General features: G+C 63.4%; 9 protein-coding genes. 5 read left to right on the forward strand and 4 right to left on the reverse strand.

The window, feature by feature from the left end:
- Positions 1-94 precede the first annotated feature (94 nt).
- Positions 95-949: a LysR substrate-binding domain-containing protein gene (locus EOA36_RS17560; RefSeq protein WP_127278709.1), complete on the reverse strand. Its 855-nt coding sequence runs from the start codon at positions 947-949 to the stop codon at positions 95-97.
- 113 nt (positions 950-1,062) lie between these two features.
- Between EOA36_RS17560 and EOA36_RS17565 the strand changes: the two genes are divergently transcribed.
- The 4 genes from EOA36_RS17565 (at position 1,063) to EOA36_RS17580 (ending at position 5,464) form a co-directional block, all read left to right on the forward strand.
- Complete coding sequence (locus EOA36_RS17565; protein ID WP_127278710.1) at positions 1,063-1,470, forward strand: 4-oxalocrotonate tautomerase family protein; 408 nt, start codon at positions 1,063-1,065, stop codon at positions 1,468-1,470.
- A 98-nt stretch (positions 1,471-1,568) separates the two neighbouring features.
- Complete coding sequence (locus EOA36_RS17570; protein ID WP_127278711.1) at positions 1,569-3,791, forward strand: AMP-binding protein; 2,223 nt, start codon at positions 1,569-1,571, stop codon at positions 3,789-3,791.
- 187 nt (positions 3,792-3,978) lie between these two features.
- Positions 3,979-4,791 (forward strand): NAD(P)H-binding protein, encoded by an 813-nt coding sequence (locus EOA36_RS17575; RefSeq protein WP_127278712.1) that lies wholly within the window; start codon positions 3,979-3,981, stop codon positions 4,789-4,791.
- Positions 4,792-4,870: 79 nt separating this feature from the next.
- A complete protein-coding gene (locus tag EOA36_RS17580) occupies positions 4,871-5,464 on the forward strand; it encodes a TetR/AcrR family transcriptional regulator (protein WP_127278713.1) in 594 nt (197 codons plus the stop codon).
- Here EOA36_RS17580 and pssA read toward each other — a convergent pair.
- The 3 genes from pssA to EOA36_RS17595 form a co-directional block, all read right to left on the reverse strand.
- On the reverse strand, positions 5,461-6,207 hold the full coding sequence (gene pssA / locus EOA36_RS17585) for a CDP-diacylglycerol--serine O-phosphatidyltransferase (RefSeq protein WP_245464392.1): 747 nt from the start codon (positions 6,205-6,207) through the stop codon (positions 5,461-5,463). The genes EOA36_RS17580 and pssA overlap by 4 nt on opposite strands.
- Before the next feature lie 75 nt (positions 6,208-6,282).
- The gene (locus EOA36_RS17590) at positions 6,283-6,981 is read right to left on the reverse strand and encodes a phosphatidylserine decarboxylase (RefSeq protein ID WP_127278715.1); all 699 of its coding nucleotides are present in this window, start codon (positions 6,979-6,981) and stop codon (positions 6,283-6,285) included.
- A 239-nt stretch (positions 6,982-7,220) separates the two neighbouring features.
- On the reverse strand, positions 7,221-8,492 hold the full coding sequence (locus EOA36_RS17595) for a DUF4375 domain-containing protein (RefSeq protein ID WP_127278716.1): 1,272 nt from the start codon (positions 8,490-8,492) through the stop codon (positions 7,221-7,223).
- 232 nt (positions 8,493-8,724) lie between these two features.
- On the opposite strand from EOA36_RS17595, the gene EOA36_RS17600 reads away from it, so the two are divergent.
- Positions 8,725-9,395: SMP-30/gluconolactonase/LRE family protein (locus EOA36_RS17600; RefSeq protein WP_127278717.1), on the forward strand; the 671-nt coding region annotated here is incomplete at its 3' end.

Consider the following 9,395-nt stretch of genomic DNA (forward strand, 5'->3'; position numbering starts at 1 on the left):
CCCCAAACCCCTCGGCCCGTCCCACTCCCAAGCCGACCGCAAGGTCGGCTTTTTCTTTGCCAAAAGGCTGTGACGGAATGCGGCCTTTTGGAAATCAACCGGAGAGAGCCAGGTTGTCACCCAGCAGCGCCGCCAGATCGCCCGCGGACGCATCGGCGCCGGCGCGCAGCCGGATCGCGAACTCAGCCATCGGCACCTGCGGCAGGCCAAGCTCGCGCGGTGCTTCGACAATGCCGGAATGGGCAAAGCGGGGGGTTCGCAAGGTCAGCGCCACGCCGGCATTCACCGCAGTGCGCAGTCCGGCAAGGCTGGCGCTGCCGGCGGCGATGCGATAGCGGCGGCCTGCGGCATCGAGCGCGGCGAGTGCCGCTTCGCGGAACCCGCAATAGGGATCAAGTAGCGCCAACGGCAATTCTTCCTGCCGCGAGGCCAGCCCCTTGCTCGAACACAGCCATATCATCGGCTCGCGCAGCACGCCGACCTCATCCGGCACCGCGGTCTGGCGCATGACGATCGCCAGATCGAGGCTGCCGGCCTGCAGCGCCTGCGCCAGTTCGGCGGAGCGGCCGACCCGCAGTTCGATCCTGACGCGCGGATGGCTGGAAGCGAAGGCTCGCAGCAGGTCCGGCAGGCCGCTATCGGCGAAATCCTGTGTCGTGCCTATGGCGACGCGCCCGGCAGCGCGTGCGCCTTTCAGCGCCAGCCACGCCTCGCGATGCACGGCAAGAATGCGCCTGGCATGGTCGACGAGGTCCTCGCCTGCCGGCGTCAGGCCGCGCCCCCTGCCCTGAGGCGCCAGAAGCGGCTCGCCGACGATCTCCTCCAGCCGCTGCATCTGGGCCGTCACCGCCGACGGCGACCGGCCGACATTAGCGGCTGCCTGCGCCAGCGAACCGCTGTCGACGAACGCAAGGAAGGTTCTGAGCAGGTCGGGATCGAGCGTTTCCATAATTCGATATTATCGAATCTTTGATTGAAAACAATTCGATTTTTTTGATTCCAAGATGATGGCATGGTCTCTCTAACGGCGACCGACGCCGCTAGAAACCAAGGAGAAGAAAAATGCCCATCATCAATGTCAGCGTCACCGGCAAGCCAGATGCCACCCTGTCCGCCAGCATCGCCAGGGAAGTAACCGAGATCACCGCCACGCATCTGCGCAAGGATCCGACTATCACCGCGGTGGCCGTGTCCTATCTCGATCCGCAGCACTGGTTCGCCGGCGGCAAGTCGCTCGCCGAGCACGGCACCAACACGTTCTGGCTCGACATCAAGGTGGTCGACGGCACCAACACCAAGCTCGAACTGGAAGCCTATCTCAAGGCGATCTTCGAAGCCTTTGGTCGCCTGCTTGGCGGCGTGCACCAGGAAAGCTATGCTTTCGTGCACGAGGTCCCGGCAGCCGCCTATGGCTATGGCGGCAAGACGCAGGAGTTCCGTTTCATCAGCGGGCGGCTGAAGGCGGCGTGAGGCCTTCCGCATTGACCTTGCGTCGACTTCCGCTAGGCTCTGCCCTCGAAGCGGCCTCACAAGAGCCGCGATGACAGAACCGTTGGGAGAGACGCGGCATGATCCTGACACTGGCGCTGCTTGCGGGCCTGGTCGTGGCATGGCTGCTGATCGGGGCGGTGGAGAAATTCCGCCTCGACCTGCGTTTCACGCAGGCGCTGCTCTACGTGCCGTTCAAACTCGCCTACCGGATCAGCGACAATCGCATCAGGGTCGCCCGCAAGGCGCAGGTGCCGGTCATCTATGTCATCTCGCACCAGTCGCGCTTCGAGCCGGCACTGATGCTTTCGCTGCTGCCGGACGACACGCTGCATATACTCGACGAGGTCTCGGCGCGCTCGCCATGGCTCGAGCCCTGGCGCGAACTCGGCCGCACCATTGCTTTCAACGCCGAACATGTCTTCGTCAGCCGCCGGCTGGTGCGCGTGCTGAAGGGCAAGGGCCGGCTGGCCGTCTATCTGCCCGATGCGGTCGAGCCCGACGTCAAGACGTTTCGGCTGTTTCGCGCCGTCACCCGCATCGCCATGCAGGCCGATGCCCGCATCGTGCCGATCTTTGTCGCCGGTGCACGCAGCTTGCCGGTCTCGCTGACGCCGGCGGACAAGGCACCGCGTCGCTGGTTTCCACGGCTGGCGATCAGTGTCCTGGAGCCAATGACGGTCGCCGAACTGGTGGCGCGCAACCCGGACCAGGCCTCGAACACCAATGCGCTGTTCGACCGTGTCGCCGAGGCCCGGCTTTTCGGCACCGACCTCGACCGCGGCCTGTTCCTGGCCATGCGCGACGCCGCCGACCGCGTCGGCGCCTCGCACACCATCATCGAAGATGTCATCTCGGGGGCCTTGAGCTACCGCAAGATGTTCATCGGCGCACGGGTGCTGGGCAGGCGCTTCGAGGCGGTGACGGCGCCGGGCGAAGCGGTGGGGGTGATGCTGCCCAACGCCAATGGCGTCGTGCTGTCGCTCGTCGGCCTTCTCTCGGCGGGCCGGGTGGCGGCGATGATCAACTACACGGCCGGGCCGGCAAGCGTCACCGCGGCGATCCGCACGGCCGTCATCCGCACCGTTGTCTCTTCGCGTGCCTTTGTCGAGAAGGCCGATCTCGCCGATATCGTCGCCGCGGCCGAAACGGGCGGCGCCCGGCTGCTGTGGCTGGAAGATTTGCGGACCAGCGTCACCACGCTGGACAAGCTTGCCGCCGCCTTGCTGTGGCGCCTGCCACTGCAACGGCAGGACGCGGCCAGGCCGGGCGTAACCCTCTTCACCTCGGGTTCGGAAGGCACGCCGAAGGCGGTCGTTCTGTCGCAAAAGAACCTTCTCGCCAATGCCATGCAGGCCGAGGCGCGGATCACCATTTCGCCGGCGGACATCCTGCTCAACGTGCTGCCGGTGTTCCATTCCTTCGGCCTGACGGGTGGCACCATCCTGCCGCTGGTCACCGGGGTAAAACTGTTCCTCTATCCCTCGCCCCTCCACTACAAGATCATCCCCGAGATCGCACGCAAGGTGAAACCGACCATCATGTTCGGCACCGACACGTTTCTCGCCAACTATGCGCGCACTGCCAAGGACGGGGATTTTTCCAGCCTGCGCTTCGTCGTTGCCGGCGCCGAGGCGGTGAAGCCAGACACCCGCCGCACCTATCGTGAACGCTTCCAGGCCGAGATCATCGAGGGCTTCGGGCTGACCGAGGCAGCGCCCGTGGTTGCCGTCAACACCGCGATCCACGGCCGAGACGGCACGGTCGGGCGGTTGCTGCCGGCCATCCGCATGAAGCTGGAGCCGGTCGAAGGCATCAATGATGCCGGCCAGTTGTGGCTCGACGGGCCGAACATGATGATGGGCTACATGACCGCGGACCGCCCCGGCGAACTGCAGCCGCTGACCGGCTGGCACGACACGGGCGACATCGTCGCCGTTGACCGCGAAGGCTTCATCACCATTCGTGGCCGCGCCAAGCGCTTCGCCAAGATTGCGGGCGAGATGGTGTCGCTGGGCGCGGTGGAGATGCTGGTGCAGTCGCTGTGGCCGGAAGAACACCATGCGGCGGTGGCGGTGCCGGACAAGAGGCGGGGCGAGCGCATCGTGCTGGTCACCACCGCAGACGAAGCAAGCGCCGAGGAGCTGCGGCAGTTCGGCAAAAAGGCCGGTGCGGCCGAACTGATGGTGCCCAACGACATCGTCAAGGTCGAGGAAATCCCGGTGCTCGGTTCGGGCAAGACCGACTATGTATCGACCAGGAAACTGGCGATCGACCGGCTGGGGCTTGGCGTGGCGGCTTAGTTGCCACCTACGCCCCCTTTCGAGGCCCGCTGTCGTCTTCGCATGACCAAGGACCGCGCCATCCTGCCGCAGCGATTCAGATGGACAAATCTAAGGTGAGAGAGTATTCACTCACTAAGGCAGGCTGAGCATGCATATTTCTGCCAGCGCGACATGACACCTCCTTTGCACGGCGAGGAGATCCAGCATGGCAAAGATCCTCGTCACCGGCGGCACCGGGCATCTCGGACACGATCTCGTGCCGGCACTGACCGCGTCCGGGCACACTGTCAGGTTGCTGGCCAGGGAAGCGAGGCTGGACCGCGCCGTCGAATGGGCGGTCGAATGGGCGCTTGGCGACCTCGCAACGGGCGAAGGCATTGATGAAGCCCTTGGCGGCGTCGATACGGTCATCCATGCCGCAACGTTGTCGCCGATCGCCAGGCGCGGTATGCGGCCGATCGATTTCTTCTCCAGTCCGTCGGATGTCGACGTCGAAGGCACGCGGCGGCTGCTTGCCGCATCGCAGCGCGCCAATGTCTCGCATTTCATCTTCGTGTCGATCGTCGGCCTCGACTTCAGCACCCTGCCCTATAGCCGCGTGAAGCTGGCGGGCGAGCAGCTTGTGCGAGAGTCGCCACTTTCGTGGTCGGTCATCCGCGCGACGCCATTCTTTTACCTTCTGGCGCAGATGCTGGCCGGGCTGAGATGGCTGCCGGTCTGGCTGCTGCCGACTTCGCCCTCAAATCCTGTCGATACACGCGATGTCGCCAGATATCTGGCCCAGGCTGTCAGCGACGGGGAACGCGGTGTCCGCCCGCAGATCGGCGGACCCGAGGTGATGCCGTTCTCGACATTCGCTCGACAATACCGGGATGTGCTCGGGCTCCGGCGCCTCATTCTGCCGTTTCCGGTGAGTCGAAAGATAAGCCTTGCCTTGGGCCTGGTCGAAACCAGCGAACGGCTGGGAGAAAGAACATGGAAGGCATGGCTTTCCGAGCAGGGTGGATGCGCGCCGTGAGCGATCCTACGATTTCGCGCGAGAATGGTACTGTCGGGCGCCGAATCTCCACCACCAGGATCGAGTGACAGGAATAGCCATGAAGCCGCCATCCGCCGGACGCGAGCGCATTTTACGCGAAGCCATTCGCCTGTTCGCCGAGCGCGGATATGACCGGACCAGCGTTCCCGAAATTCAGGAAGCCGCCGGCCTGTCGCGTGGCTCGGGTGCGCTCTACAAGCACTTTCCCTCAAAGGAGGCGCTGCTTGCCGCGGCAATCGACCGGTTTGTTGGAACGGCGCGGGAAGGACGCGCCGAGCTTGGCGAACAGGTGCTTCCTGTCGATCAGGGGGCGCGGCGGATCGTGGAGAGCATGCTGGAAAAACTCGGCGCGAATCGCGACGTGCTCAGAATCCTGTGGCGCGATCTTGAGCCCTTTCCGGAATTGAAAGCCTCGGCGCGTGGCGAGATCATGCAGAGCACGTACCACGCAGTCGCCGAATGGTTGCGGGAGCGCCAGCGCCAGGGCGAACTGCGTCCCCATGACAGCGACGCGGTCTCCGCCGTCATCGTCGGCAGCGTCGCCATGTTCCGCGTCTTCGAAGCGATCTGGGCCGAGCGCTCGATCGAGGTCAGCGACGAACGCTTCGCGTCCGCCTGGACCGATTTGTTGGTCCGTGGTCTGCGACCCTAACCTATATCCGAAGGCGGCACCTTCTCGCCTTCCAGCCTGGCGCGCTTGGAGTAGGCACGCACGGAAAACGGCAGGAAGATCAGATAGCCCGCGACCGATGCCGTCAGCGTGTACCAGGGATAGGTCATCAGCAGGAGGATATAGAGCACGACGGCGAGGATGACCGGCAGCACCCTGTCGCCAGGGATCTTGACGCTCTTGCCGGAATAGACCGGCAACCGGCTGACCAGCAGGAAGGCGACCAGGATGGTGAAGCCGGTGGCGACGAAGGCGGCCGGCCGGCTGGGCTCCGCCCCAAGGCGCAGGAAATAGAGATAGAGCGGCAGCATCACCAGCACGGCGCCAGCAGGCGCCGGCACACCGACGAAATATTCACTCTGCCATATCGGGCGCTCGGCCTTCTCGTCGTCGAGCACGTTGAAGCGCGCCAGCCGCAAACCACAGGCGATCGCGAACAAAAGTGCCGCGATCCAGCCCGGCGAGCCGGCACGGTCGAGCAGGAAGGCATAAAGCACCAGCGCTGGCGCGACACCGAAATTGACGATGTCGGCCAGCGAATCCATCTGCGCGCCGAATTTGGAGGTGGCTTTCAGCATTCGTGCCAGGCGACCGTCGATGCCGTCGAGGAAGGCGGCAAGCAGCACCATGACAACGGCGGTTTCAAAGCGGTTTTCGAAGGCAAAGCGGATGCCGGACAGGCCGGCGCAGATGGCAAGCACGGTGACGAGGTTGGGCAGCACCATGCGCATCGGGATCTCGCGGATGCGGGGACCGCCGCTGGCATGGGCCTCGAATTTTTTATACTGCGTGCCCACCGGTCAGGAAATCCGTACGAGGGGCGTGCCGGCGATGCCGCCGAATTCGGCCAGCACCGTTTCGCCGCCGACGGCCGTCTGGCCGACGGCAACGCGCGGCGTGGCGGTCAAAGGCAGGAACACGTCGACACGCGAGCCGAAACGGATCAGGCCGAAACGCTCGCCGGTGCCGATCGAAGCGCCGGCCTCGGTCCAGCAGACAATGCGGCGCGCCACCAGGCCGGCGATCTGGACTGCCGCCACCGTACCGTTGGGGCTCTCGATGACCAGCCCATTGCGCTCGTTTTCGGTGCTCGCTTTATCCAGTTCGGCATTGAGGAACTTTCCAGGGCGATGCTCGATCTTGGCGATGCGGCCGCGCACCGGAGAGCGGTTCACGTGGCAGGAAAAGACGTTCATGAACACGGAGATGCGGGTCATCTCGACATTGCCGAGGCCAAGCTCGCGCGGTGGCACGGCAGGCCCCACCGCCGAAATGATGCCGTCGGCGGGGCTTACCACCAGGCGATCGTCGACAGGCGTGACGCGCTCGGGATCGCGGAAGAAATAGACGCACCAGGCGGTCAGGATCAGGCCGACCCAGAACAGGATCGAGGAGAAATAGCCGAGGAACAGCGTCGCCGCGCCAAAGGCCGCGATGAAGGGATAGCCTTCGCGATGGATCGGTACGAACGCGTTCTTGACCGTGTCGACAAGGCTCATGGGCTGGGGGCGGTCCCTGTTTCAGGTCCGGCCTCAATAGCGGAAACACCCCCTGCCCGCAACGCGACAATCGGCGGCGCGAGTTTGTCGCCAGCTTTCGCCGCGATGGCGACCCGTGCTGGTCGTCGAGCAGAGCGGCACCGGCAAGTGGCATCGCTCAGCGCCGCCACGCCGATGAAGTGTTCTTCTCGAGTAAGCAATGGCAGCTGAAGGGCCTGCTCGGATCCACCACGAACAATTTATTCGCCAGCTGCCGCGGTGAGGTCAAAATACTCCTGAAGCTCATTTCGATGAACCTCCGCAAGACTTTCTTCGTGGTCGCCGCGGAGCAGCACGCCACGATCCGGGTACGACTGGAAGAGAAAAGCGTGACCACCAGCCATCACCACCCAATTCACAACCGGCCCCTCCGCACGCTGAACGACCGAATTCGCCGAAACGATAGCCTTGGTCGGATCGACCCCAATCTTTCGCAACAGAAGATCGACGGCAACCGGCGCATGATACTCCTCCGCTAGCTCAATCACTTTTGCTACCATTTGCCCGTCCGCGTACCCGAGCCTGCGGCCAACGCGCGGCGCGCCGGCTGTGAATAGGTTTTCACCGGGGCGAATAATCGCTGGTGCCTCTGGAGGTATGCACTCATAAAATGCTGCGTGGCTGCCCGTTGCAACGCACAGGCGAGGCTCATTCGAATTGGTCCGGAGTTGAAAAACCAATTGCTTCTCGCCATCGACATCCAGCATCCTGGCCATGCCCAGCAACAATCTGACCTCCGGCGGCGTTGCATTGGCGCAAGCGAGACTGACTCCCACGTTCCGAGCGCTGATCATCTGACCGACCAGCTCGGCGATCGATTGATGGAGGAGCCGAGGTTCACGACGAGGATTGGCCATTGCCAACTGAAGTATGGCCTCATCGAAGGTCTCGTCTTCGACAACTCGCAGGTCAGGCCAGGACACGATCCAGCGCGCCAACAGCTCGATCATTGGTGAAGCTTCGTCGGCGTCGTAGAACGCATGGTCAAGTGTATCGAGAAAATCGTCGCGGCCGCCCTCGAAGCCAGTCTGTTCTTCGGCCTCGTCAGGGTGATCGGCGACCCAGGTGGACATCTTTTCGAGAGCCGCCAATTGCCCTTTTGCGCCAATGGCCGTCAGAGCCGCGCGGGCGTTTGCAACCATAGCGTCGAACTCCTCGCCGGCATTATGGATGAATTGACTATGGCCACCGTTCTTTACCTCCGCCGAATACAAATCAGCATGGGAGACCTGCATCGCCTTCGGGTTAATCTCCCATTTACGGTAAAGCCCCTCGGAAACCATGCTTTGGATGAACTTCTCAACAGCGAAGACGACTTCGAAAGGTTCTTCGTTCGCCTCATCTACGATCGACCGGGGCACGATCACCGGCAACAAGAACCGGGGTCTCGATGCATGCCTCGCTGCTGGAGACTGGACACCAGACGAAGCCTGGGCGATTCTCTTGGATATTCTGGAGAAAAAGCCAAACATTCAAAAATCCCTAAGTGCTAGGAAAAACTTCCCACGGGTTATTGTGACGAAACAATATCGGCAGCACAATGGGATATAGGAATTCAAACCTGAGCTATCGGGACCTCAAAGTGAGGGGCAGCGTTCCGGCCAACGAAAATGCTGACGCTGAAGTCGGGACACCCATCCCCCGCCCGTCCTTGATGAGACGACGCCGTCTTGCAAGCCGTCGTCCAACAAGGAGTTCCTCGCTATGCAGAACCACGCTCTTCACCCGCTTCCCCAGCGTCTCATTGCCACCGGTCTCGCCTTCGGCGAATCGCCGCGCTGGCATGACGGACGCCTGTGGGTCTGCAACTGGGGCACCGGCGAGATCATCGCTGTGGACGAAGGCGGCAAGAGCGAGGTCATGCTCACCATCCCGGCCGTGCTGCCCTACTCCATCGACTGGCTGCCGGATGGCCGGCTGCTGGTGATCGCGGGCCGCGAAGGCCTGCTGTTGCGGCAGGAAGCCGATGGCTCGCTCGTCACCCATGCCGATCTGCGAGCCCTCTCCAAAAGCCCATGGAACGAGATCGTCGTCGATGGACGCGGCAACATCTATGTCAATGGCGGCGGGCCGGCGCCGGCTGCCGGCGAGCATTTCGGCCCCGGCACCATCGTGCTGATCACGCCGGAGGGCACGATCGGCCAAGTGGCTGACAGCATCGCCTTCGCCAATGGCATGGCGGTGACGCCCGACAACAAGACGCTGATCATCGCCGAATCCCATGCCAGCCGGCTCACCGGTTTCGACATCGCCGCCGACGGCACTATGTCCAATCGGCGCGTCTGGGCCGCGCTAGACGGATATCCCGATGGCATCTGCCTCGATGCCGAAGGGGCGGCCTGGTACGCCGACGTGCCCAACAAACACTGCGTGCG

Source organism: Mesorhizobium sp. M8A.F.Ca.ET.021.01.1.1 (assembly GCF_003998025.1).
In the GTDB taxonomy this organism is placed as follows: domain Bacteria; phylum Pseudomonadota; class Alphaproteobacteria; order Rhizobiales; family Rhizobiaceae; genus Mesorhizobium.

What these genes read in the sequence shown, in the direction of transcription:
- EOA36_RS17560 (WP_127278709.1), bottom strand. Translation starts at nt 949, where the DNA reads ATGGAAACGCTCGATCCCGACCTGCTCAGAACCTTCCTTGCGTTCGTC.
- EOA36_RS17565 (WP_127278710.1), top strand. Translation starts at nt 1,063, where the DNA reads ATGCCCATCATCAATGTCAGCGTCACCGGCAAGCCAGATGCCACCCTG.
- EOA36_RS17570 (WP_127278711.1), top strand. Translation starts at nt 1,569, where the DNA reads ATGATCCTGACACTGGCGCTGCTTGCGGGCCTGGTCGTGGCATGGCTG.
- EOA36_RS17575 (WP_127278712.1), top strand. Translation starts at nt 3,979, where the DNA reads ATGGCAAAGATCCTCGTCACCGGCGGCACCGGGCATCTCGGACACGAT.
- EOA36_RS17580 (WP_127278713.1), top strand. Translation starts at nt 4,871, where the DNA reads ATGAAGCCGCCATCCGCCGGACGCGAGCGCATTTTACGCGAAGCCATT.
- pssA (WP_245464392.1), bottom strand. Translation starts at nt 6,207, where the DNA reads ATGGTGCTGCCCAACCTCGTCACCGTGCTTGCCATCTGCGCCGGCCTG.
- EOA36_RS17590 (WP_127278715.1), bottom strand. Translation starts at nt 6,981, where the DNA reads ATGAGCCTTGTCGACACGGTCAAGAACGCGTTCGTACCGATCCATCGC.
- EOA36_RS17595 (WP_127278716.1), bottom strand. Translation starts at nt 8,492, where the DNA reads ATGTTTGGCTTTTTCTCCAGAATATCCAAGAGAATCGCCCAGGCTTCG.